The organism is Porphyromonas sp. COT-052 OH4946, assembly GCF_000765965.1.
In the GTDB taxonomy this organism is placed as follows: domain Bacteria; phylum Bacteroidota; class Bacteroidia; order Bacteroidales; family Porphyromonadaceae; genus Porphyromonas; species Porphyromonas gulae.
Genome location: NZ_JQZY01000010.1, coordinates 18,905 through 41,320, shown reverse-complemented (window position 1 = coordinate 41,320; position 22,416 = coordinate 18,905). Strand labels below are relative to the sequence as shown.

General features: G+C 48.4%; 17 protein-coding genes, 2 pseudogenes and 1 riboswitch. Of the genes and pseudogenes, 7 read left to right on the top strand and 12 right to left on the bottom strand.

The features are described from left to right. Positions 1-11: 11 nt before the first annotated feature. Together HQ50_RS04920 and HQ50_RS04915 are read left to right on the top strand one after the other, a co-directional pair. The gene (locus HQ50_RS04920; RefSeq protein WP_039428769.1) at positions 12-2,387 is read left to right on the top strand and encodes an ABC transporter permease; all 2,376 of its coding nucleotides are present in this window, start codon (positions 12-14) and stop codon (positions 2,385-2,387) included. Between the two features lie 93 nt (positions 2,388-2,480). After that, positions 2,481-3,140 carry an ABC transporter ATP-binding protein gene (locus tag HQ50_RS04915; RefSeq protein ID WP_004585231.1) on the top strand — a complete coding sequence of 220 codons (660 nt, stop codon included), beginning with the start codon at positions 2,481-2,483 and terminating at the stop codon, positions 3,138-3,140. Positions 3,141-3,422: 282 nt separating this feature from the next. Here HQ50_RS04915 and HQ50_RS04910 read toward each other — a convergent pair whose 3' ends face one another. The 8 genes and pseudogenes from HQ50_RS04910 to HQ50_RS12100 all read right to left on the bottom strand — a co-directional run. After that, complete coding sequence (locus HQ50_RS04910) at positions 3,423-4,976, bottom strand: PAS domain-containing protein (protein WP_039424952.1); 1,554 nt, start codon at positions 4,974-4,976, stop codon at positions 3,423-3,425. A gap of 119 nt (positions 4,977-5,095) precedes the next feature. Beyond that, positions 5,096-5,254: a DUF1661 domain-containing protein gene (locus HQ50_RS11220; protein ID WP_234231716.1), complete on the bottom strand. Its 159-nt coding sequence runs from the start codon at positions 5,252-5,254 to the stop codon at positions 5,096-5,098. A 205-nt stretch (positions 5,255-5,459) separates the two neighbouring features. Next, positions 5,460-6,815 (bottom strand): aldehyde dehydrogenase family protein, encoded by a 1,356-nt coding sequence (locus HQ50_RS04905; protein WP_039428767.1) that lies wholly within the window; start codon positions 6,813-6,815, stop codon positions 5,460-5,462. A gap of 196 nt (positions 6,816-7,011) precedes the next feature. Next, positions 7,012-8,127, bottom strand: a complete 1,116-nt coding sequence (locus tag HQ50_RS04900) for a 4-hydroxybutyrate dehydrogenase (protein ID WP_018965553.1) — start codon at positions 8,125-8,127, stop codon at positions 7,012-7,014. Between the two features lie 49 nt (positions 8,128-8,176). Beyond that, entirely contained in the window at positions 8,177-9,472 is a 1,296-nt protein-coding gene (locus HQ50_RS04895) for an acetyl-CoA hydrolase/transferase family protein (RefSeq protein WP_039428764.1), read from the bottom strand. A 5-nt stretch (positions 9,473-9,477) separates the two neighbouring features. Continuing rightward, entirely contained in the window at positions 9,478-9,762 is a 285-nt protein-coding gene (locus HQ50_RS04890; RefSeq protein WP_026292287.1) for a NifU family protein, read from the bottom strand. Positions 9,763-9,834: 72 nt separating this feature from the next. Next, positions 9,835-11,295 (bottom strand): 4-hydroxyphenylacetate 3-hydroxylase family protein, encoded by a 1,461-nt coding sequence (locus HQ50_RS04885; RefSeq protein ID WP_039418584.1) that lies wholly within the window; start codon positions 11,293-11,295, stop codon positions 9,835-9,837. Between the two features lie 300 nt (positions 11,296-11,595). After that, positions 11,596-11,799: riboswitch (cobalamin riboswitch) on the bottom strand. Between the two features lie 348 nt (positions 11,800-12,147). Next, positions 12,148-12,240 (bottom strand): annotated as a pseudogene (locus tag HQ50_RS12100) (DUF1661 domain-containing protein); the annotation flags it as partial. A gap of 16 nt (positions 12,241-12,256) precedes the next feature. Here HQ50_RS12100 and HQ50_RS12535 point away from each other — a divergent pair. Further along, the gene (locus tag HQ50_RS12535; protein ID WP_369794169.1) at positions 12,257-12,322 is read left to right on the top strand and encodes a hypothetical protein; all 66 of its coding nucleotides are present in this window, start codon (positions 12,257-12,259) and stop codon (positions 12,320-12,322) included. A 470-nt stretch (positions 12,323-12,792) separates the two neighbouring features. Here HQ50_RS12535 and HQ50_RS04880 read toward each other — a convergent pair. Continuing rightward, positions 12,793-14,056, bottom strand: a pseudogene (locus HQ50_RS04880) (IS5 family transposase); the annotation flags it as partial. Between the two features lie 168 nt (positions 14,057-14,224). On the opposite strand from HQ50_RS04880, the gene HQ50_RS04875 reads away from it, so the two are divergent. The 4 genes from HQ50_RS04875 to HQ50_RS04860 all read left to right on the top strand — a co-directional run bounded on the left by HQ50_RS04875 (position 14,225) and on the right by HQ50_RS04860 (position 17,373). Beyond that, entirely contained in the window at positions 14,225-15,178 is a 954-nt protein-coding gene (locus HQ50_RS04875) for a D-2-hydroxyacid dehydrogenase (RefSeq protein WP_039428762.1), read from the top strand. A gap of 198 nt (positions 15,179-15,376) precedes the next feature. Continuing rightward, on the top strand, positions 15,377-16,525 hold the full coding sequence (locus tag HQ50_RS04870; RefSeq protein ID WP_039428759.1) for an 8-amino-7-oxononanoate synthase: 1,149 nt from the start codon (positions 15,377-15,379) through the stop codon (positions 16,523-16,525). Positions 16,526-16,530: 5 nt separating this feature from the next. Then, positions 16,531-16,944 (top strand): hypothetical protein, encoded by a 414-nt coding sequence (locus HQ50_RS04865; RefSeq protein WP_235317934.1) that lies wholly within the window; start codon positions 16,531-16,533, stop codon positions 16,942-16,944. 3 nt (positions 16,945-16,947) lie between these two features. Then, positions 16,948-17,373 (top strand): hypothetical protein, encoded by a 426-nt coding sequence (locus HQ50_RS04860; protein WP_039418578.1) that lies wholly within the window; start codon positions 16,948-16,950, stop codon positions 17,371-17,373. Positions 17,374-17,469: 96 nt separating this feature from the next. On the opposite strand, the gene HQ50_RS04855 is transcribed toward HQ50_RS04860, so the two are convergent. The 3 genes from HQ50_RS04855 to HQ50_RS04845 all read right to left on the bottom strand — a co-directional run bounded on the left by HQ50_RS04855 (position 17,470) and on the right by HQ50_RS04845 (position 22,396). Beyond that, the gene (locus HQ50_RS04855; RefSeq protein WP_039421777.1) at positions 17,470-18,672 is read right to left on the bottom strand and encodes a lipopolysaccharide assembly protein LapB; all 1,203 of its coding nucleotides are present in this window, start codon (positions 18,670-18,672) and stop codon (positions 17,470-17,472) included. A 33-nt stretch (positions 18,673-18,705) separates the two neighbouring features. Next, the gene (gene gyrA / locus HQ50_RS04850) at positions 18,706-21,285 is read right to left on the bottom strand and encodes a DNA gyrase subunit A (RefSeq protein WP_039428753.1); all 2,580 of its coding nucleotides are present in this window, start codon (positions 21,283-21,285) and stop codon (positions 18,706-18,708) included. A 184-nt stretch (positions 21,286-21,469) separates the two neighbouring features. Continuing rightward, positions 21,470-22,396: a hypothetical protein gene (locus HQ50_RS04845; RefSeq protein WP_039428748.1), complete on the bottom strand. Its 927-nt coding sequence runs from the start codon at positions 22,394-22,396 to the stop codon at positions 21,470-21,472. Positions 22,397-22,416: the final 20 nt, after the last annotated feature.

The window sequence follows — 22,416 nt, the reverse complement described above, 5'->3', positions numbered from 1 at the left end:
TATAGCACATCATGTTACCTCTCAGACTTGCTGCTCGCCGCCTCTTCCGACAGGGCGAACACAGCATCAGCAAACTCCTGACGCTTACGCTCGGACTTTCCGTCAGCGTGCTCCTGCTCTCTATCGTCATCTATCAGCGAAGCTACGAACGGGATTTCCCCCACCATGACCGCATCTGCATCGTCAAGACGCATGGCACGCGCCAAAGTCAGGAGGGGGGTAAGCCGGAAGAACTCGACTTCCCTCAGGTCAGCGGAGGTGTTGCCCCTGCCATTCAGGAGGAAATACCGGGTGTGGAACTGGCTACCCGAACGACTCTGTATGGCACCTCGAAGATGGTACTCGAAGACAACAAAACCTACGAGACCAAGACGCTGCTCGCCGAACCGGCTTTCCTCGACATGTTCGGGGTGGAACTCATCGCCGGCGTCCGGGATAGTGCCTTGCGCGACAATATGACCTGTCTGATCTCCGAAAGTTTGGCCCGGAAGATGGGGGGCGATGTCTTGGGCAAACGGTTGCGACCGGCAGAAAGCAAATCGGGCCGAGCCATCACGATCGGAGGAGTATTCGAGGATCTGCCCCACAACAGCAGCATCCAAGCCGATATGCTCCTGCCCATTACGTGGATGCCGGCCGAGAGCCTGAACAACTGGATCGGCAACGACCGCTACATAGCCTATGTCCGTCTGCGTCCCGGCGTGTCGCCCGAGAGCCTCGACGGGGCTCTCCTGGAGATGCAAAAGCGGCATCAGGATATGGAAGTCTTCCGCAAAGCAGGAGTGGAATTGCACTATTCCCTCACGCCCTTCAACCGCTTGCGTCTGGAAGATCCCACCTTGGTCAATATGCTGCAAATACAGCAGATCGTGGCCATAGCAGTGCTGCTTATTTCGCTGCTGAACTACGTGCTCATGACCCTTGCCTCCATGGTCAATCGCCGGCGCGCAGCTGCCATTCGCAAGTGTTACGGAGCCATGCCCGTGCAGATACAGGGCACGATGATCTGGGAGACCTTCCTCTATCTCCTCCTCTCTCTCGTGCTGGCCGTCCTGACCCTTGTACTCTTCCGCAAACCGATGGAGGCTCTGATCGAGACTCCGCTGCTGCATCTGATCTCGTGGCGCGTAGCCGCAGCCTTGGCCGGAGTATTGGCCGTGGCCACTTTCTTCATGGGATGGATCCCCGGCTACTCCCTGTCCCGTACTCCGGTGATGAATATCTTTCGCAAGTCGGTAGTGCACAATCGGCTCTGGAAGCTGGGGCTGTTGGCTGTGGAATTCGTGGCAGCCACTTTCCTCTTCGGCCTTTTGGCTGTCACCGGTCTGCAATACCGGCACATGGTAGGGCAGGATGCCGGATACAAAGCCTCCGGCCTGTATTATGTCCCCATCGAGTCGCTGGATCAGCAGCAACTCCCCGTCGTGATCGAAAAGCTCAAGGCACTGCCCGAAGTGGAGGGCTATACGCTGACGACCGCCTTGCCGGCTTCTTCCGGCCAGAGTGGCGATAACCTGATCGACCCCGCTACGGAACGTGAGCTGATCAATGTGGCCGACCTCTTCTACGTAGACGAACACTATCTGAATGTCTACGGCATCCGGCTGCTCGAAGGGAAAAACTTCGACTCTGCCACCGAAAAGGACAGAGAGATCATGCTCAGTAAGAAAGCGGCTGCGGAATTGGCCCGGCTGATGAATTGGAAAGACGGTGTCATCGGCAAGAATATCATCCTGACATCATTCGGGCGAGTGGTGATTCGCGGTGTGTACGACGATCTCATGCTCCGCCGTCAGCACCTGAGCCCTTACCCCGAGAAGCTGCCTTCCGCCATCGTCTATGGGGACGCTTGGCTGCATTATCTGACGATCCGCCTTCGTCATGACGATGCCGAGCTCCTCCATCGCGTGAATGGCATCCTCTCCGAAGCCGATCCCTACAAGGAGACTTCTTTCCTCAGTGTGGAGATGGAGCTTCTCAGTCGCTTCGAGGCGGCCAAGACCTTCCGCAATACGATCCTCTTCGGCAGTATTGTGGCTATCCTGATCGCTCTGATCGGACTGGTCGGCTATGTGAATACGGAGGTCAATCGCCGCCGCAAGGAGCTGGCCATCCGCAAGATCAATGGAGCCGGAGAGGGCGACATCTTGCGTCTCTTCCTCCGCTCCATTTCCCGACTCAGTGTGCCGAGTGTGCTTGCCGGACTTTTCGTCGCTTATCTCTTCGGCCGGAACTGGCTGGAGAAGTTCAGCTATCGAATCGAATTGAACGGATGGATTTTCCTCCTTGTAGGTCTGCTCGTCCTCCTGATTATTGCATTGGCCGTAGTCATCAACCTCCGGCGCATAGCTCGCCGCAACCCTGTCAATGAACTCCGATACGAATAAATACGGTGGCAATCCGGCAAATGGCGGATTCGTGTCCAAGGCCTTGTCCGGCTTGTCGCTTTTCCTTTCACCAAATAAAAACAAGTAAAAACAATGATCGAAATCAGCAACCTCACCAAGGTTTTCAGAACAGAAGAAATAGAGACGGTAGCCCTCGATGGCGTATCGCTCAAAGTGGATAAAGGCGAATTTATCGCCATCATGGGGCCTTCGGGATGTGGTAAGTCCACCCTGCTCAATATCCTCGGCCTTCTCGACAATCCCACCTCCGGCATCTACAAGCTCGACGGGGCAGAAGTGGGCAACCTCCGGGAGAAAGACCGAACTGCTGTCCGTAAGGGCAATATCGGCTTCGTATTCCAGAGCTTCAACCTCATCGAGGAGATGACCGTAAGCGAGAATGTGGAGCTGCCGCTCGTCTATCTGGGCGTGAAAGCCTCCGAGCGGAAAGAGCGAGTGGAGGAGGCACTGCGCAAGATGAGCATCAGCCACCGAGCCGGCCACTTCCCCAATCAGCTCTCCGGAGGACAGCAGCAGCGCGTGGCTATCGCCCGTGCCGTAGTGGCCAATCCGAAGCTCATCCTCGCCGACGAACCTACCGGTAACCTCGACTCCAAAAACGGAGCCGATGTCATGGAACTGCTCAGAGGTCTCAATCGCGAAGGTGCCACCATCGTCATGGTGACGCACTCCGAGCACGATGCACGCAGTGCCGGCCGCATCATCAATCTATTCGACGGTAAGATTCGCTAAGCCTCGGCTCCCTTTCGTCGGTCACGGCTCCCGATGTCTCCATTCGAATCGATTATAAGACCGTACGAACCCCTCCTGAAGAGGAGCATAGAGGAACCCCTAAGGAGTCTCTGTTGGGACCCCTTAGGGGTCTTGGTTGGGATCCCTTAGGGGTCTTGGTAGGGACTCCTTAGGGTTCTTGGTAGGGACTCCTTAGGAGTCTCGGAATAGCGGTGTACCCGACCGTCCCATATTAATGCAAAGGAGGTGTGCCATGATTATTGACACACCTCCTTCTTCATGCTATTTCTCTTCCGATCGATCCGGTTTATTGTACGAAGCGATGAGCGATTCCAGTTTGCCGATGAGCATATCCGACGGAATGTCGGCGCGTTCGCTCATCATTTTAATGGTGGCAACAGGAAGAATTACTTTGGCCATCGGAGAACGAAGGAGGGTGAACTTGGAACTGATCGTTGGCAAATCATCCATCAGTCGCGGATACCGCTGCAAGAGACTCTTCAGCTTCGTGTCCGGCCGAATGCCATCTTCTCCGACAGTATCGGATTCGCTTTCTTTCGATCCTTGTGCCGGACTTTGCTCTTCGTCCCAAGTAAGAAGTGTACGCGAGCCTTCAAGACTACGGATCCGTGTGCAGTCTTGCATCATTTCCATCACACCGCGGAAACGCCCGTCGGCGTCTCTGATGGCCACATAGACAATGTAGATGAAGACTCCGGGCTTATTGATCCAGAATTCTGCGCGATCCTGTTCGCCACGTCGGAACTTATCGATTATCTCCTCTACGATATGAACGCTCTTGGGCGGATGGCAGTTGCGTACTTCTCGGCCGATCACGCCCTTGCTTCTGGGGAATACTCTGTGCTTTGTGTCCGTATAGAAACAAACCAGCTCGTTTTCGTCCACGAACGAAATATCCACAGGGAGATGACGGAAAAGCAGATTGATCTGCTCCAAAGTCAGCTTTCCTTCGGCTACATCCAGTATCGCCTTGTCGTCTTGTCCGCCTGTCCCCATACCATGTTTGGCAAGTAAGGCTCCCAGTTCTGCCATAAATGATTGGCCGTGGGCTTCTTTTGATTGCTTGGCCGGTGCATCTAATTCCGGCATGTCGATAAGGAAGAAGCCTATTTCCCGATCGCCATGTTTCATTGCTTCGAACTCTTTGTCGGAAATGAGCTTCAGAGAGGTTGGATAAAGGATAAGCTCTTCTTTTTCCATCAGGTCACGCAGAACGATAGCCATCTTTTTGTATGCTGCAGGGAAGGAGTCGTAGTCTTTTTCGCGCAGTAGGCTCATGGCTTTGTTCATCTCGTCGCGGATATGATCGTCATAAGTCCACATCGTAGTGGAGGGGCGGTCGAATCCTTTCTGCTCCAGTGTCGAATAGAGTTGGTTTTGTTTGCGAGCAAAGTGTAGCTTATATCCCATAAGCGTCTCCATCAGTTCTATCCATGGATTGGGGATAAAAGTGCGCTCCAGTAGGGCATCCGCCTGATCGAGTAGTTCTTTGGCCTTATCGTTTTCGCGCAGATAGGCATCGATGGGGTGTCCGAAAGGTAAGTCGGGACGAATGGGATTTATCAGGCCTTCGAACAGCTGTAGCATTGTCCGTACGTCTTCGTTTTGGCATTCGTCCTGATCACGTTCTTTGAAGAGTTGCTCTGCTGCGGCAAACTCTTCGGGCGAGATGGAACCCACTTCTTTTTTCATACGCTCCTTGGCCTCTTCAAGTGTCAGATGACCTTCGCGATGAGCCTCTTTGATGTCGAGCATACGCTCCAACTTACTTTTGTCGAGGCTGTCAAAAGTTTCATTTGTTTTTATGACCTGCATGTTTTTTGAGCAATTAGTGATGAATAACAACCTCCTCGCAGCTTATCAAAAGCTTATTGTGGAGGCATATCCACTTTCGTAAATATAACAATCTCAGAATATATATTTGTTCTGGTTTTTCATCGAGGAAAAAAGTGCATATGCTCATTACGCCTCAAGCAGGATACGAGCCTGAAATGCTCCGATTGTGGTTTGTGTTTTGTGAAAAACAGGCGCGAGATTTTTTTCGTTTTGGTTTCACTTTTTTTCTTTTCCCACGCCAAAAGCAAAAAGTTCACGTGCCACACTTTTAGGTGTCATAAACCCGAAAATTTAGGCGTGTGAACCCAATCGGATAGGGATGATACATCCTATGGCTGAATCGGAAGTGAATATGGTGCAAAAAAAGAGGGACAGTGCACGAATTTGGCACTGTCCCTCGAAAAGAGAAGATTAAGATTCCTTCTCTATCGGGTTATTAAGCCTCGAAAGAAGGAAATTTAATTAGAGTTCCCAGATTTCTTTGTCATCGGGGATGTGAATGCTTGAATTCAACGGTGCGATGCGTGAAATGTTGAGAAGGTGCTTGTAGGTGAAGTTCTCAGAGATAGAGTTGTTACCCCATGATCCGCATCCGAGCGTATTGGTTACGGCAAGACCGTTTTGGATGTGACCACCTGCTGTAGTGGCACTCGGAGCATTTACTACGATACGAGATACCGTCAGCTCCGATCCTGCGAGGATGATGTGTGCCTGATTGTTGGAGTGGATAGCGCAGGTGTGGCCGTTACCTTCGTTGGCGAGGTTCGTACGTGCGATTTCTACACCTTCTTCGAAGTGCTTGTAGCTGAGAGCGCACATTACGGGACACATCTTTTCCTTACAGATAACGTCTTCTGCTCCTACACCGCGAGCTTCAACGACGAGAATACGGGTACCTTCGGGGATATTGATGTTTGCTTTCTTGGCAATGAAGTCAACGCTCTGACCTACTACATCTTTCGCGATGGATCCATTTTCGAAGATAGCCGTACGAACTCGATCTCCTTCGGCTTCGTCACAGAAATATGCACCGTGGTTGCGGAATGCGGTGAAAACAGCTTCCTTGTCCGCTTCGTTGTAGATGATGCTCTGTTCGCCTGAGCAGATGATACCGTTGTCGAAAGCACGACCGGTGATGATTTTTTCTGCAGCAACTTCGAAATCGATGTTGCTATCCACGATCACCTGGACGTTACCGGCTCCAACGCCGAAAGAAGGCTTTCCTGAAGAATATGCGGACTTTACCATGCCCATACCACCCGTAGCAACTACTACGTCTACGGCACCCATGAGTTCCTGCGTCTTCTCGATGCTGGGTTCTTCGATGATCTGAACCATGCCTTCCGGTACGTTGAACGGAGCGATAGCTTCTTTGATCAGACGAACTGTGTGTGCAGAGCATTTTTTAGATCTGGGGTGGGGAGCAATAATGATGGCATTGCAAGTCTTGAGAGCAAAGATGATGTTACTCATCGGGGTAACGATCGGGTTGGTCGTCGGCGTTACGGCTCCTACAACTCCGATAGGCTTTGCGATTTCGATCATTCCGGTACGCTCGTCTATATTGAGGATACCAACCGATTTTTTATTGTGGAGGTTGTACCAAACACCTTTGGACTTGCCTTGATTCTTGGCTACTTTGTGTTCGTAAACGCCCATACCGGTTTCGTCTACTGCTTCGCGAGCCAGAATAGCTGCATTTTCATAGATAACTTTTGCTGCAGCTCGGCAAATATTGTCAACTGCTTCTTGGTTATGAGTAGCTTGATACTCCTTCTGAGCCTTACGGGCAAGGCTCACCATTTCTTTGATTTCCATTGGAAAAATTTTTATTGATGTGGTTTTTGATTAGTCTTCTGTAGCCCTTGGCCAAGAATATAATAGCCGTATATCTTTTGGCTTCAGGCAGATTTTGGGGTGATAGCAGACCTGTATCGGCCGGTCTTGCTATCACCCTCGATTTGCGGCTTTTTCTCGGTTTTTGTCTTTATTCGAAAAAAGAACCTTTATGTGTTTAGTACAGTCTTCTGTAGATACCTTCGATCTCGTCTACAGTAAGCTCTACATAGTTGTTGGCGAGCAATCTTTGCTGTGTCTGAAGCACTGATTCGGCAAAGCCTCTTACCTCTTCATCCTTCATGCCGTATTCGCGCAAAGGTTTCTTGGAAAGAAGGCATCCGAGAAGTTCGTCCAACTTCGGATACACGTATTCGGGCTGGCAGTTCAGTATCTTGGAGAGCTTCCAGTTGAGTTCGACTATATGGCCGAAAGGATTCTTCTTTTGGTACACTTTGAATACTTCCGTGAAGAACTGATAGTTAGCTTCTCCATGCGGTACGTGATAGTTGCCTCCCAACGGGTAGGATAGTGCGTGGACGGCTCCTACTCCTGCATTGCCGAAGGCTACACCGGCATAGTTGCTGGCCATGATCATTTCTCCCAGCTTTTCGAAGCGGTATTCAGGGCCGTGTTCGGCGATTTTCTTGAATACTTCCAAGATAATATCCCAAGCAGCCTCACTGAAAAGGCGTGAATATGGACCGGCTTTAGGAGATACATATGACTCGATGGCATGGATAAGAGCATCGATTGCACTGCATGCATAGAAGTGGAAAGGCAAGCTCTTCAGTAGTTCAGGTATGATGATGGCATGGTCTGCAACAATGGCATCGTCTGCCAATCCCATTTTGGTGTGACGGCTTTTGATTTCTGCGATAGAAATGTTCGTCACCTCGCTACCTGTTCCGCATGTCGTGGGTACAATGATCAGTTCTTTCTCTTTGATAAGAGGTATTTTGCGGTCGAATGCATCGAGTACATCATTTAATCCTTTCAGAACGAAAAGTTTAGAGATGTCAATAACCGTACCCCCTCCGATACCGATTACACGGTCGAACTGGATATCACGGATGTCTGCCAAGATGTTGTTCATCATTTCGTCAGAAGGCTCGCCTTGCCCGTATTTCTCCTGCATAACGAAATGGCAGGGGAGCTGGCATGCCTTCATATACGGTTCATAGATGAACTCGTTGGTAATTACCAAGTCGCGTTCTCCAAGGTTGAATTCCTTGGCAAATTCTGCAAAAGTGTCAAAGTGATGTGTTACACTCTTGAGTTTGAAAAGTTGCATAATAGTATTATTGAGTTTTTGTAATAATCCTAAGCTTTTTCCTCTCGTCTTATCCGAAACGTTTGTGGAAATGTTCCATCAGCTCTTCCCTGAAGTCCGGATGAGCCACGGAGATAAGAGCTTCTGCTCGCTGGCGCAAACTCCGTCCTTTGAGTTGTGCTATACCGTATTCGGTTACAACATAATCGACTTCATTACGGAGAGTGGTTACCGCAGCACCCTCAGTAATCAGTGGTACAATTCGAGAAGCGGTACCGTTTTTGGCCGTTGAGGGAATTGCAATGATGCTTTTTCCGTTTTTAGACCATGCTGCTCCACGAACATAGTCTACTTGACCTCCCGTTCCGCTGAATTGCTTGCTTCCTATGCATTCGGACACGACTTGTCCCATAAGATCGATTTCAATACAGCTATTGATACTAACCATATTGTCGTTTTGGGCAATTACTCGGGGGTCGTTGACGTAATCTACGGGATAAAGTTCTACGTCGGGATTCTTGTCGATGAAATGATACACATCTTCACTTCCCATTAAGAAGGTTGCGACCATCTTTCCGGGGTGGAGTGTCTTTTTCTTGCCTGTAATAACACCACTGCGTACCAATTCGACAACACCATCCGAGAACATCTCAGTATGGATGCCCAGATCTTTTTTGTCCTTGAGAAACAACAAAGCTGCATCGGGAATGGCTCCGATGCCGAGTTGGAGTGTGGCACCATCTTCGATGAGCTTGGCGCAATTGCGACCGATGGCTTCTTCCACTTCTCCGATTTTCGGCTTTGCCAGAGGATAGATCGGGTAGTCTGCCATCACGATGTAATCCAACTTCGATACATGAATCAAGTTGTCGCCGTGTACATATGGCATTTGACGGTTGATTTCCCCTATAACTAAATGAGCGCTTTCTGCTGCCGGTTTGGTATAATCGCAGGATACTCCGAAGCTGCAGTAACCATTCTCGTCAGGCATGGAAAGCTGAACGATGGCGACATCTATGTGGAGGATGTCTTTGCGAATCATCGATGGCACTTCATAAAAGAATGCCGGAATGAAGTCGGCTCGGTTTTCCTCTACTGCCTTACGAGAGTTGCCACCCACAAAATTGGTTATGTGTCGGAAGTGAGGGGCCATTTCAGGTGCCATATATTTTCCTTCGCCGAGACAAAGCATGTGATAAATCTCGACATTCCGGAAATGGTCAGCCTGTTGTACCAGTGCATTTACACAACTCTGAGGAACTCCGGCAGCATGTGACAAAGCTACCCGTTCTCCATTTTTAATATGTTTAACGGCTTCTTCGGCCGAAACAATTCGGGAGGCATATTCCGCCAATACGTCTTTCATAAAAGCTATTTGGGTTTTCTCAAAATATTCTTGGCTTGTTCCAGCAAATCATCGCTGACACTATTTTCGAGAATGACATCGATGTTGTCATCCTTGAAGTATTCGCGTATCATGGCTTGAACGATTTTTTCTACTGTCTCATTTGCTGCCGGACAGAATCGGCATGCTCCGGAAAACCGTATGAAAACGGTATTGTCCTTGATTTGAGATAAAGATAAGTCGCCCCCGTGACTGCGCAGTAGCGGACTGATCCGCTCGCGCAGTACGAGTTCGACTATTTCTTCTGTCATTGTATCCGGTTTCACGGCTGCGTTATAATCCGTCTTCTAAATACATCAAACAGATAAGTAAACGAGAGCCGATTACTTGTCGAGTGATTCGTCGATATGAGCAATTGCTCGTGCAAGTTTTTTCTTGCCCTCGAGGTCTCCCTGACGAGCGATCATAATCCTCTGAGCTTGAGGTGATCCGGCTCCGTGCATAGACTCGGTTCGATAACCGACGGCAGCTGTTCCCAACGTGATATTCTCAATCAAACGCAGAACACGCATGCGGTTTTCTGTCGATTTGCCCGTTGCACCTGCAAGATATTTCTTTACGATCGGGCCTATTTCCGGATGGCGGAAGTCTTGTTCGGAAGGCATGGTTACCATCAAACCTCCTGCAATATCCTCTGCCAGACGAGCTATTTCGTAAGGAAGACGGGTGATATTTTGCTTACAAACATTGGCTAGCAACAAATCGATCATATAGTTGCCGGCTTTCATTTGAGTTCCTTCTGAAGAGCATGCGATACCGCAAGCATACAGGGTTTCATTCAGGTGGATCATCTCAATGAGTTTATCCTTAATGTGAGATGCCTTGGGTACTCCGTTGTAGTCAGCTGCAAGAGCGGCTGCACCGATAAGTACGTCACCAACACCTACTTTACATCCTCCATAAGACTGACGGTGGTATCCTGCGAAACGTTCTACCATCATACCTGCAAACTGGTATTCTTTGCACATGAATACGCGGTCGTTGGGTACGAATACGCGGTCGAATACAACAAGAGCTTCGTGACCACCGAATTCAGGGTTACCGAGGTCGATGTCGGCTCCTTCTTCCATTTTACGAGTGTCACATGACTGGCGACCGTAGATCATGATAACGCCTTCTGCATCACTGGGAACGGCAAAAGAAACGGCATAATCAGCATCAGCTTCACGCATAGCAATCGTCGGCATAATGAGGTGCTCGTGCGAATTGACTGCTCCGGTCTGGTGTGCTTTTGCACCCGAAACGACGATCCCATCTTCACGAACTTCAACAATGTGCAGATAAAGATCCGGATCGGCTTGTTCCGAGGGCGATAGACCGCGATCCCCTTTGGGGTCTGTCATGGCTCCGTCTACAACCAAGTCGTTGTCTTGTACATATTTCATGTACTCGATGAAACGCTTGTGATAAGTGGTGCCAAGAGCTTGGTCCATTTCATAAGTAGTAGAATAGATGGCATTGAAAGCATCCATTCCTACGCAGCGCTGGAAGCATGACGCTGTCTTTTGCCCCAAGAGACGCTGCATTTTCACTTTGTTTTTCAGATCCTCTGTGTTCTGATGTAGATGGCAGAAACGATTCACTTGCTTACCAGTCAAGTTTGAAGTTGCTGTCATTAAATGCTTGTATTCGTCCATCTCAGCAAGCTTATAAGTCATAGCTACTGAATTCATTGAGGGACGAATCATGGGGTGATCTACAGGATTATCGATCTTTTCACCCATGAAATAGACCTTCAGATTAAGTTTCCGAAGACTTTCTACGTACTGTTCGCTAGTCATCATAGTTTCTTTGCTCTTTAAGTGATAAAACTTTCGCTTTATTTCTGTTTTAGTCGATTCTAATGCGTTTCAGGCTCCTCGAGGAAAAGTTTTGGATTCCTTGTATAGCCATGAGCTGGGTTCTTTTGGTGGTTTACAGGTGATAGAGCGGTTAAAAGAGGATACGTCCGGTGCTTGAATAGACTTTGATATGCCGAAAAAACACGAAAAAAGTCGAAAAGAATCAATATCCTTCGACAATTCACGTGAATACAACAATCAAATGTAACACAGACCCTTCTTTATCTCTAATCCCTGAGATCCAAAGAGAACGCTTGCAATGGCAGGTCTTCTGACTTATTCAAGGTTTTGCTGCCTTCCCATACGATCTTGTATAGTGGCTTTCCCATCGCAAAACCCTTATATCTGAACTTACAGCTGAGGGCACAGCTCCAGATTTTCACTGGATTCCCTTTTCATCCTAGACCAGAAAGACCGGCCTAGAAAACCATTGACACGGCAAAGATATTCATTATATCTATACTTGTGCGGAAAATTGAAGAAAAAAATATGGATTTCATGGAGGGTCTCTTTCATGCACACCGTAAGGGTCTGTTTTTCTTCCTGTTTTAGGCCAAGTTACAGGTTGGGAAGAGATTATTTGTGGAATGGAACCTGTTCGGAAAGAAGGGGGTAATGCTTAGAGCTTGACCTTCACTGTGAACTACGAGTATGTTTGCTTTCTTTCCTTGTATGCTGCTGCTTGTGTTTTGATTTGGACGGAGTAAAAGTGGGGGCGTTTTGGGGTTTTCTTGTCGTTGAATGTTCTTGGTTAGCCTTTTCCTAATCTCAAAAATCAATCTCTACATTATGCGCTCATGGCAATACGAACCGAAAATGCTCCAATTCCGGTCTGTGTTTCCTGCAATAGTGGCGCGAGATTTTTTTCGTTCCGGCGCGTAAAATTTTTACTTCCCGCGCCGTAGTGAAAAAGTTTACGCGCCACGTTTTTCAGAGCGAGGAAATAGAAATTTGTATGAAAAGCTCGTGAAAATGCTTAATGTGAATTTTTTCAGTCACTTGTGAATACAAGACTGGAGATACGCGATCGTCATGAAAAATGCCGACAATAATAAGGTTGGAAAAGTCCTCTATAAGGTATTTCAGCGTGAATTTGACATTGAGATAACGATGAATATTGTCTCCCCCGTAAGCACTTGACACAGGAATGTGCAAAATGTACAATCTAATATTCAGTTTTGTAATGGGCGACAAATTTTCTCTTTTGGAATAGGACTTACTCTACTACACACCGGGCATTATATATTAGATAGTCATCCCTTAAAAAGCATTTGCAAGTGAGAAGTCATTCATCGATGGTCTCTCGCTTAGCTTTTCGCTTATCATTTTGAGCAGGTGCAAAAGAGCTCTCATGGCTCTTTTGAAGTTGTAAGCAGCTGCTGCCAGTAGTATGTTCACAGCATCCCCAGCCAATCCCTTGTAAAAGTTACGGCCTANAGCTCTCATGGCTCTTTTGAAGTTGTAAGCAGCTGCTGCCAGTAGTATGTTCACAGCATCCCCAGCCAATCCCTTGTAAAAGTTACGGCCTAAACGATAATCTGATTTCAAGTGTCCGATGGTGGGTTCTATGCCTGCTCGCTTGCAGAATAGTTTGTGTTTCTTCCGCTTCTGATACCTGCTATCTGAGGGCTTGGGAACATCCGGTATTAAAATCTGAGTGCCATTAACCTCTTTCTTACCCCGATAACCCCTATCTCCTGCCAGTATCTTGATCTTTCTCTGTGTCAGGCGTTCCACTTGTGCCAACGAGGCTTCTATCGTGTGTCCATCATACTCATTACGAAATGATTGTGCGCCAAGAATAAGCCCCGTAGCTGAGCGGATGATGGAGACCTTATTGCCGAATTCGTACTTCTTATGCTCTTTGCCCTTGCTGATGCATTGCACATCTGGCTCGTGAATAGAATAAATCTTTTGCGGACTATGACGTCGTTGAGCAAGAATCGCCTCAAATCTCTCTATCAACTCCTTATAGGCAGAATGCTCTCCCGGATTACGCTTGAGCTCTCGGACTAATCGNCTCTATCAACTCCTTATAGGCAGAATGCTCTCCCGGATTACGCTTGAGCTCTCGGACTAATCGGCCGGCTATGGTTCGCAATTTCCTATCCGCTCTGACTGCCTTTTGGCGATTCTTGGGATGATGGCGAAAACGTTGGTCGCGATAAATCCGCTTGAGAACAAAGGTATAGCTTTGGCGAAGCGGTAGCTGCAGCTTATGGACGATGTCTAGAACCTTGCGGACAATCTTTTTATGCAACTTGGCATCTGTAGGGTAGGTGATATTCTTCTCTTGAACGGTCGAATCAATAAAAGCCGTGTCATGATGATGCTCGTCATCATCTTCGTTATTGACACGAATGCTTTCTTGGAANCGAAAGTGCACCAATTCAGAAGAGGCACAGGGGGCATTAGGGATGAACTCTTGCATGCCACAAAAGTATTGGTAATAAGCATTTTCACTCCATTGCTCTACAACGGATTCGTCTGAAAGATTACGCAGGTGTTTGAGAATCAACAAGCCACACATCAAGCGAATGGGTTTGGCAGGACGACCATTATTCTGACAATACAGAGGAGCGAAGGCTGTGTCGAATTTTGCCCAATCTATTTTGTCGGCTAGTTTGTAGAGCGGGTGCGATGGGTTCAGCATGTCGGAGAGACTGCTGAAGAATGATGGGGTGCTATGAGGCTTTGTAATCATAAAATCTGCAAGTTTCGTACGATGAAGATACGAAAACTTGCGGATTTAGCAAAGATATTCGCAAACTAATTTGCTGAATATCAGAGATTAAAAATCTATTTAAGGGATGACTAGATAGCACAAACAACCGAAAGCACTATGCTGTTTCATTCTTAAAAGGATATACCGATGAAGATAGTGATAGCAGACAGCTATGCAGCCCTACCCGGAGATTTGGATTGGAGCGGTATCGAAGAAATGGGCGAATGCGTGTTTTACGAATACACCCGTCCGGAGGATTTGGCTCTGCGTGCTGCCGATGCTGAAATACTGCTGACCAACAAGACACCTGTAACTGCGACCGACATGGAAAGGATGCCCCACCTACGTTGCATCGGACTGATGATTACAGGCCTTAATCTTATAGATATGGATGCTGCTCGCCGGCGTGGTATCACCATAACGAACATCCCCCGCTATAGCACAGAATCAGTAGCCCAGATGGCGATCTCGCATCTGCTGCACATAGCCATGCCGATCGGAGGACTATCCCGACAGGTGAAAGATGGTCGCTGGCAGAACGATTACGAACAAATCGCTCGCGATACTTATCAGATAGAACTGAACGGGCTGACGATGGCTATCGTGGGACTTGGGGCAATAGGTACGCGTGTAGCGGAAATGGCACGTGGATTCGGCATGAAGATATTGGCACATACATCCAAATCCCCAATGGAGTTGCCTTCTTATATAGAAAAGGCCGATAGTATGGAGGAGCTTTTCTCGCGGGCTGATGTGCTGAGTTTGCACTGCCCCCTGACACAGCAAACCCATAAGATAGTGTCGGCTGATCGGCTCGCACTGATGAAGCCGACAGCTATCCTGCTGAATATGTCCCGAGGAGGTTTGATCGATGAAGAAGCATTAGCCTCTGCCCTAAATGAAGGACGGCTCTATGCTGCAGGATTGGATGTCCTTGCGGAAGAACCTCCGCGCATGGATCACCCTTTGCTCAAGGCACGTAATTGTCACATCACGCCACATATGGGTTGGAATACGGATGCAGCGCGATTGCGCCTTTCTCGGACAATCAAGGAGAATCTTAGGGCATTCATTTCCGGTCATCCTGTCAATGTCGTTTAAGAGTTAGCAGGATCCATCAATGCGATTACTTTCCGAACAATACCTTTCGAAAAATTTGCTTCCGGCTGATTTATCCTCGATAAATCTATGAATCGGGTCTTTCCCGTTTGTTTATATTTGTATCTTATTATCTCCTCACAGCATAATCGTTCCGATACAATACTCAAAGAACTCGGAACAGACAATCAAAAAACCTGAATGAACGAAAGATATAAGGCAGAACTGCGAGAGCTGGAAGAAAGCGGGAATCTCAGGCAGGTTCGGAATCTGACACACGATGGCAGTTACATCATCGAGGGGGAAAGACGAATTCTCAACCTCTCCTCGAACGATTATCTTGGGCTGACAGCCCGAAAAGATCTCATAGATGAATTTTACACATCTATCTCCGGAGAGGATCGCCTGCCGGGTAGCTGTTCTTCCCGTCTGCTTACGGGCAATAGTGCGGTATATGACAGATTGGAGTGGCAGATAGCAGAACGATTCGGACGCGAGTCTTCTCTGATATTCAACAGTGGCTACCACCTTAACACAGGTGTTCTACCTGCCATTGTGGACGGACGCACCTTGATCGTAGCAGACAGATTGGTTCATGCCAGTATCATAGACGGCATCCGACTCTGTGGAACTCCTTTCGAGCGATTTCGGCACAATGATTTGGAGCATTTGGAGCGGATCCTCCACAAGAACAAGGATCTATATAGCCGGATCATCGTAGCAGTGGAAAGCATTTACAGCATGGACGGTGATTTGGCCAATCTTCCTTCCTTGGTTCGTCTCAAAGAGCTGTACCCGACTGTCGAATTATACGTGGACGAAGCTCATGCCATAGGAGTAAGGGGAAAGACCGGTTTAGGCCTGGCAGAAGAGACTGCTACCATCGAGAAAATAGACTATCTGGTGGGCACATTCGGAAAAGCTATGGCCTCTATGGGTGCCTATATAGTGTGTGACCATGCCGTACGAGAATACCTGATCAATCGAAGTCGTTCGCTTATATTCTCCACAGCTTTACCACCTGCTACGATAGCATGGACTGAACTGGTATTCCGTCGGCTACCTGAGTTTGTGATGGAGAGAAAGCGGCTGGAGGAATCTGCTACGCTTTTGCGTAATGCTATCAAGGCAAAAGGCATAGAAATGCCATCATCGAGCCATATCATTCCCTATATGGTAGGCGAAAATACTCCTTGCATTGCATTAGCCGAACATCTTCAGGACAATGGTTTCTTCGTTCTCCCGATACGACATCCGACCGTACCGCTCCATACGGCTCGCCTGCGCTTCTCACTGACGGCAGCACTCGACACAGCAAGTATTGATAAACTGATTGATATTCTTCCCTGATGAATATGAAAAGATTTCCGCTCTATGGCATAGCAGGGCGCAAAGGATGGGCATATTGGGTGCTCCTGTTCTATGGTTTGCTATTTGTGGCTTCACTCATAGCGTCCTATATCCGCAACGAAGAACCCGTGATACAGGCATTTGCTTTTTACATTCCTGCATTCCTCCTGTGGGCTTGTATGCCGGTGGCAGTAGTCATTGATGAAGAAAACGGGCGACTGCGTTGGATAGTCGGCTTTGGACGAATACTCACCGGAGGAAGACCTCTGACGGAGTATGTCCGAGCCGAATGCGATGACACCCACACACGAAAAGTAAAACTACTCACCAAGAAAACTCATACTTTTGTCGAGCTTTACCAGCCGGAGGTTTTCTGTGAGGAAATGAATCGGGCTATCGAAAACAATAAACAAGACTGAAAAATGACAAACCGGAAAAAATTCTACGTGCGAGGGTTCTCCGAAAAGCGAGGAGCCAGATTTTGGATCTCGATATTTTACATCGTTGTAACGGTCATTACACTTATCCTGTGGATTTTCTCTCTTGCCAGCCTGTCTGTTTATTACTTGGGTACATACTTCTTATTATACTCGATCTTTATGGGGTTGCAGCCGGAAGCCTACCTTATCGATGAAGAGACGAAAACCCTGCGCAAGGTTATTGCATATGGATTCTACACGACAAAAGGGCGACCTCTATCGGATTACTTGAGTGCCGAACTCGGCCGAAACAGTAAGTACAATGTAGAGCTCAAGACTAATACAGGGGTTTCATTCATTGCATTCCAAGAGGCTGATGCTTTTTGCTCCGCTCTCAATACGGCCATTGCTGCTAACGGAAGCAAGTAACTTCCCCCTTCTTCCTCTGAAAGGATATAAAAAAGCCGTGTCCTCAGGTGTGACACGGCTTTTTTATGAGTTGAAGTTTGAAAGGGGAATTGTGAATTATTTTCCTTCGTGACGCTCTGTCAGTTCTTTGTACTTATCGTTCATCTTCAAGTTGTAGTACACATTACGCAGTACATACCATGATTCGTCCGGATTGATCGAATAAGCCTTTTCGAGCAAGGGCAATGCCTTCTGCAAGTATTCCTTGGCTTTGGCTTCTGTCTCGGCATTTACCTGATCGGCACCCTTCAAATCGGCAGCTCGATTGTAATACACGCGACCCAAATCGTAGCATACGGAAGCATTGTTCGGATCGAGAGCCAAACCTTTCTTCAGCCACTCCTCGGCTTTGTCATAGTCTTGCGTATTCTCATACAACTTGGCCATCACGTCATAAAGCTGTACGTTCTGAGGATCATCTGCGATAGCTCTTTCCAACGAAGAAATAGCCTCTGCCGTACGACCCGTTTCGATGTATTTGTTGATGAGGTTAAGCAGATAATACGCTTCCTTCGGGAACTTCTGTACACCTTCTTCGAGCATGCGGATATAACCCTCTGTATCTTTTTTGTCCTGATATACTGTGGCGATCAGCTGGTATACATCATTCTGACGATAGGGAACATCCTTGATCTTATTGCAGATTTCGAGCGTTTTGTCCAAGTCGTTGGCCTGATAGGCACAGATAGCCGAAAAGAATCCTACCATCATAGAGTTGGAATCCTGTGCAGAGATTTCAGGAACAGCGGCAAACATGGGCAGTTCCTTGATTTGCATGAACTGATCGAAAGCTTCAAGAGCTTTCTTAAAGTCTTTCTTCTCCATGTAATAACCACCGGCATTGATATAGTAGAGATGATTCCCTTTGAGAGATTCCATGATCTTCTTGGTGAACTTGGGCTTTACCTTACCTTTTTCGTCCGGTGTATTGTCCAGCTGATCGGCTTTCAAGTAAAACGGCAAAACGCGCAGCAAAGCATCGTTCATTGCAGCACGATCCGGCTCCTGATTGACAGTTTGCTTGAGATTCTCTGATGTAAAGAGTCTCTCTTCCACCTGACCGGCCACAAACCAAGTCTTGGCATCGTTCATCGTTTCGGGGTTCTTCATAGCTTCACCGATCAGCGTACGAGCTTCGGCAAAGTTCGGTTTGGAACCGCTGGAAAGGCTTTCTGCTCCTTTCACATTGGCTTTTTGTGCAAAGGAAACCGGCATAACTGCTGCAAACAGGACAGCTGCCAATAAACTTTTCTTGTTCATACTGATTGTGCGTTAATAGTTAAACGTCTAAAATTATTCTGGTTCGTTAGTATCAGTCAGATCACTGACATCACCATTTTCTACAGATGCGGAAGAGTCGTCTTGCGGCAAAACTTCGTGGGTATGATCGGCATGCTCTTCCGCCTTGTTCTCTTCTTCCTCGGAGACTACACTACAAACGGAAGCAATCTCATCTCCACGCTTGGATAGATCAATGAGCTTTACACCCTGTGTAGCTCGGCCGATAATGCTCAGATCGGCCACTTTCACCCGAATGGCGACACCGCTCTTATTGATGATCATAAGGTCGTTGGCATCGGTAACGGCACGAATATCAACCAGCTTTCCGGTCTTTTCGGTGATATTCAGTGTCTTCACCCCTTTACCACCGCGATTGGTAATACGGTAGTCGTCTATATTCGAACGTTTGCCGTATCCTTTTTCGCTTACGACCAAGATGGTCTCTTCTTCCGGATGCTTGATAGAGATCATTCCTACTACTTCATCCTGACCGTCATCCTCGAGCGTCATTCCCTTTACTCCCATGGCTGTACGACCCGAGGGACGAACCACGGATTCATGGAAACGAATGGCACGTCCACCGCGATTGGCAATAACCATGTCGCATTTACCATTGGTCAATCGGACACTTACCAAGCCGTCGTTGTCTCGCAGGTCGATAGCGATCACGCCATTGGCACGTGGACGGGAGAAGGCTTCGAGCAATGTCTTTTTGATGATTCCTTTCTTGGTACAGAAGAGGAGATAGTGACTATTGACAAACTCCTTGTCCGTCGTCAGGTTCTTGATACGGATAAAGGCATTGACCTTATCGTCGGGATCGATATTAAGGAGATTCTGAATAGCTCGTCCTTTGGCATTCTTGGCACCTTCGGGGATCTCATACACCTTCAGCCAATAGCAGCGCCCTTTGGCCGTGAACAGCATAATGGTGGCGTGCATGGAGGCCGAGTAGATATACTCCACGAAATCCTCTTCGCGAGTATCCGATCCCTTGGCTCCGACTCCGCCACGAGCTTGCGTTCTGAATTCGCTCAGAGGGGTACGCTTGATGTAGCCCATGTGCGAAAGGGTGATGATCATATCATCGTCGGCATAGAAATCTTCGGGGTTGAATTCTTCCGAAGCATATATGATCTCGCTCTTGCGAGTATCACCATATTTCTCTTTTATCTCCAGCAGCTCGCTTTTGACCAGCTCCATCAGCAATGCTCTATCAGCCAAAAGAGCCTCCAAATGATTGATGGAGGCCATGATCTCTTCGAACTCTGCACGCAGCTTGTCGCGCTCCAGTCCTGTCAGGGCACGCAGGCGCATATCGACGATGGAACGTGCCTGAATATCCGACAAGTTGAAACGCTCTATCAAGCGGCTCATTGCCTCTGCGGCATCTTTGGAGGAGCGGATGATAGAGATAACTTCGTCGATATTGTCTACGGCTATAAGCAAGCCTTCGAGGATATGAGCGCGCTCCCGTGCCTTACGCAATTCGAAACGACAACGGCGCGTCACTACCTCCTGACGATGATCCACGAACTCTCCAATGAGATCTTTCAGATTGAGGAGGCGGGGACGTCCCTTGACCAATGCGATATTGTTTACGCTGAAAGAGCTTTGCAAGGCCGTCATCTTGTAGAGCTTATTGAGCACGACCGAAGCATTGGCATCGCGCTTGATCTCTACGACGATCCGCATTCCCTTACGGTTCGACTCGTCCGATATATTGGAAATACCATCCAGACGCTTCTCGTTGATCAGCTGTGCAATGTTGGAGACAAGCTCGGCCTTATTGACCAGATAGGGAATCTCCGTGATGATGATCCGCTCATGGTTATTGTGCTGCTCGATCTCGGCACGACTTCTGATAACGACTCGGCCTCGTCCCGTCTCGAAGGCTTCCTTCACTCCGGAATAACCGTATATGAACCCTCCTGTGGGGAAATCCGGAGCCTTGACATACTGCATCAAGCCCTCCACGTCTATGTCGCCATCCGCTTCTATATACGCCACACATCCGTCAATGGCTTCGGACAAATTGTGGGGAGGCATGTTGGTAGCCATACCGACAGCAATACCGGAAGCCCCGTTGATGAGGAGATTGGGGATGCGTGTGGGCAGAACCGTAGGCTCCTGACGTGTATCATCGAAATTGTTCTGGAAATCTACCGTTTCCTTATCTATGTCCTGAAGCATCTCACCGGCAATCCGGCTGAGACGCGACTCGGTATAACGCATAGCGGCAGGCGAATCGCCATCCACCGAACCGAAGTTGCCCTGACCGTCCACCAACGGATAGCGCAGACTCCACGGCTGTGCCATACGCACCAAGGCCATATAAACGGAAGAGTCGCCATGCGGGTGATAGTGTCCCAGCACTTCGCCGACGGCATTGGCGCATTTGCGAGTAGGATTGGTGTACACATTGCCGGTTTCGTTCATGGCATAGAGCACACGGCGATGAACCGGCTTGAATCCGTCGCGGACATCAGGCAAAGCTCTGGAGACGATCACCGACATCGAATAGTCGATGTAGGCGGTCTTCATTTCCTCCTCGATGCTGATGTTAATAATTCTGTCTTCTCGATCAGTCATTTTCTTATATTATGCTATGGTGAAAGTGCCGGGCCGGTCAATTAACCGAAGGCGGATATTTCCACCATTATATTATTCCTGTTTCCTAATTGTTTCCCGTTGGCAAATGGGATACAAGTCCCGTCCAAACAAGGCACTAAATTACTATTTTCGGGCAAAGGGAATACGTTCGCAATCAAAAAACTTACTCGCCCAAGCTGAAGCCTTTGCGTCCGATCAGATGCCCATCGGCAAAGAAATCGACCCGATAAGCTCCGGGCATCAGGGTTTCTCCCACATTCCAGTAGAGGATCACATCGGTCTGCTCTCCGGTGTATTCTATTTGTTTGCGACAGGAGTAGCTGATCTGCTTGCCCTCGAAGGCGAAAACGTCAGCAGAGGATTTTTGGAGCACGTCGTCACTGGGTGTGAGGATACGGGCGTAGATGGCTTTCTCTCCGACGGGAGCCGTAATGTTCTTGGGAATGATGAAGCTCATCTGAATGTCCTTGATCTTCGTCACCTTCTTGGTCGAACGGCCTTTCTTGTCGAGCAGAGCCACCGATATGCCGGTAGCCTCCAGTTTCGATGCCAGCTCCACCTTCCCGGTCAGCTCGGCTTTCTCCACTTTCAGACGACTGGCCTCGCCCACGGCCTCGGAGAGGTTGCGCTTCACCTCCTGATTCTCCGTTCGGAGGCGGGCATTGGCTGCATTGAGGGAGTCGATCTGCACGACATACGACTTCAGTATGGCACGAAGGGTCTTGACCTCTCCTCTCAGCTCGTTTATGCGGCGTGCATTGGTCGTCTTGACGGTTTTCAATTCGTCCTGCAAACGATTGACGCGGGCACGCTCGGCGGAGAGCTGCGCCAGAAGGGAATCGTTGGCCAATTGGATATTCATTTCTCCCGCAGAGCCGGAGAGCTTATTGTACTGCTGCGTATAGTCCTCGGATATACGATCCAGTTCGTCCTGCATGGCCTCCTTTTCGAGCTTGGCAAAGTTCTCACGATCCTGTTCCAGGGCAGCACGTTCGCGAGCCACACGCCAGTTGAAGAAAAACCCCATGGACACAATAAGAACGAGTACGGCAGCCCCCATCAGGACGAGCCTCTTCTTCGATACTTCCATCGTTTCCTTGCTATTACCTT

Coding starts and splice junctions, on each gene's coding strand:
- HQ50_RS04920 (WP_039428769.1), top strand. CDS start 12: ATGTTACCTCTCAGACTTGCTGCTCGCCGCCTCTTCCGACAGGGCGAA.
- HQ50_RS04915 (WP_004585231.1), top strand. CDS start 2,481: ATGATCGAAATCAGCAACCTCACCAAGGTTTTCAGAACAGAAGAAATA.
- HQ50_RS04910 (WP_039424952.1), bottom strand. CDS start 4,976: ATGCAGGTCATAAAAACAAATGAAACTTTTGACAGCCTCGACAAAAGT.
- HQ50_RS04905 (WP_039428767.1), bottom strand. CDS start 6,815: ATGGAAATCAAAGAAATGGTGAGCCTTGCCCGTAAGGCTCAGAAGGAG.
- HQ50_RS04900 (WP_018965553.1), bottom strand. CDS start 8,127: ATGCAACTTTTCAAACTCAAGAGTGTAACACATCACTTTGACACTTTT.
- HQ50_RS04895 (WP_039428764.1), bottom strand. CDS start 9,472: ATGAAAGACGTATTGGCGGAATATGCCTCCCGAATTGTTTCGGCCGAA.
- HQ50_RS04890 (WP_026292287.1), bottom strand. CDS start 9,762: ATGACAGAAGAAATAGTCGAACTCGTACTGCGCGAGCGGATCAGTCCG.
- HQ50_RS04885 (WP_039418584.1), bottom strand. CDS start 11,295: ATGATGACTAGCGAACAGTACGTAGAAAGTCTTCGGAAACTTAATCTG.
- HQ50_RS04875 (WP_039428762.1), top strand. CDS start 14,225: ATGAAGATAGTGATAGCAGACAGCTATGCAGCCCTACCCGGAGATTTG.
- HQ50_RS04870 (WP_039428759.1), top strand. CDS start 15,377: ATGAACGAAAGATATAAGGCAGAACTGCGAGAGCTGGAAGAAAGCGGG.
- HQ50_RS04865 (WP_235317934.1), top strand. CDS start 16,531: ATGAAAAGATTTCCGCTCTATGGCATAGCAGGGCGCAAAGGATGGGCA.
- HQ50_RS04860 (WP_039418578.1), top strand. CDS start 16,948: ATGACAAACCGGAAAAAATTCTACGTGCGAGGGTTCTCCGAAAAGCGA.
- HQ50_RS04855 (WP_039421777.1), bottom strand. CDS start 18,672: ATGAACAAGAAAAGTTTATTGGCAGCTGTCCTGTTTGCAGCAGTTATG.
- gyrA (WP_039428753.1), bottom strand. CDS start 21,285: ATGACTGATCGAGAAGACAGAATTATTAACATCAGCATCGAGGAGGAA.
- HQ50_RS04845 (WP_039428748.1), bottom strand. CDS start 22,396: ATGGAAGTATCGAAGAAGAGGCTCGTCCTGATGGGGGCTGCCGTACTC.